Genomic DNA, 1,132 nt, shown 5'->3' with positions numbered 1-1,132 from the left:
TAATTCCATTTCGCGATCATAAGGATAACAATATGGCATGTTATTTCAGATGTGAACTGCCATGGCGAGACCCGCGAGTGGACGGGCCGTTTTGGAGCAGGCCAAAGGGGTTCTGGAGACGGCCCGGAGTGTTGACGAGTTGAAGATGGCGCAAGCGGTAGTCTTACCCTTGGAGCTGGGGTTAACCCTACGGCAAACCGCCGCCGTGATCGGCGTTTCGCCCGGCTGGGCGTGCCGGTTGCGGCGCCGCTTCGAGCGGATTGTCCAGGGTGAAGAAAGCCCAAAGCCGCCGAGAGGCGGACGGCGCCGGGAACTCTTGACGCCGGAACAGGAAGCGGTGTTTCTCGCGCCGTATCTGGAGGAAGCGAAGGCCGGCGGGGTGTTGGTGGTCCCGCCGATCCAGGCGGCGCTGGAGTCCTACTTGGGCCGGCCGGTGGCGCTTTCCACCGTCTATCGGATGCTGCACCGGCAGGGCTGGCGCAAATTGGCGCCGGACAAGCGTCATCCGAAAGCGGATCCGGCGGCTCAGGAGGCGTGGAAAAAAAACTCCCCGAGAAACTCGCAGAAGTCGTCCAAGGGTTCGAAGGAACCGGCCCCATCCGGCTGATGTTTCAGGACGAAGCCCGGTTCGGGCGGATTGCGGATACTCGGCGCTGTTGGTGTCCCAAACCGTTCCGCCCGCTCGTCCAGGCCATGATCACCCAGGACTATACCTATGCCTATGCGGCGGTCTCGCCCCTGGATGGGCGCTTGGATAGCCTGATTTTGCCGCACGTGAACGGGGCTTGCATGCACCTGTTTCTTGAGGAAATCGCTTCGCGCTATTCGCGCGAAAGGATCGTGTTGGTGGTGGATGGGGCCGGGTGGCACAAGAGCGAGCAGTTTCAGCTGCCGCCCAATCTCCGGCTGTTGTTCTTGCCACCCTATGCGCCCGAACTGAACCCGGTCGAGCATCTATGGGACGAACTGCGCGAGAAGTCTTTTCATAACCGGGTATTTGACAGTCTCAACGCTTTGGAAGACCACTTGGAGCACACCTTGCGGGATCTCGAAAACGATCCAGCACGCGTTTATTCCATCACCGCCTGGTCTTGGATTGTTAATGCACTATAGATTGAAAAATGGAATTAGG

At 59.3% G+C, this 1,132-nt stretch carries 2 protein-coding genes; both read left to right on the top strand.

Annotated features, from left to right (window positions below; all coding sequences use genetic code 11):
* Positions 1-61: 61 nt before the first annotated feature.
* The gene (locus VEB01_RS09085; protein ID WP_324874739.1) at positions 62-607 is read left to right on the top strand and encodes a helix-turn-helix domain-containing protein; all 546 of its coding nucleotides are present in this window, start codon (positions 62-64) and stop codon (positions 605-607) included.
* Positions 535-1,113: an IS630 family transposase gene (locus VEB01_RS09080; protein ID WP_324874738.1), complete on the top strand. Its 579-nt coding sequence runs from the start codon at positions 535-537 to the stop codon at positions 1,111-1,113. Before VEB01_RS09085 ends, VEB01_RS09080 begins: the two co-directional genes overlap by 73 nt.
* Positions 1,114-1,132: the final 19 nt, after the last annotated feature.

Origin of the sequence: Methylocaldum sp. (assembly GCF_035627495.1) — a bacterium.
In the GTDB taxonomy this organism is placed as follows: Bacteria; Pseudomonadota; Gammaproteobacteria; order Methylococcales; family Methylococcaceae; genus Methylocaldum.
This window is presented reverse-complemented; position numbering and strand designations above follow the sequence as displayed.

What these genes read in the sequence shown, in the direction of transcription:
- VEB01_RS09085 (WP_324874739.1), top strand. Translation starts at nt 62, where the DNA reads ATGGCGAGACCCGCGAGTGGACGGGCCGTTTTGGAGCAGGCCAAAGGG.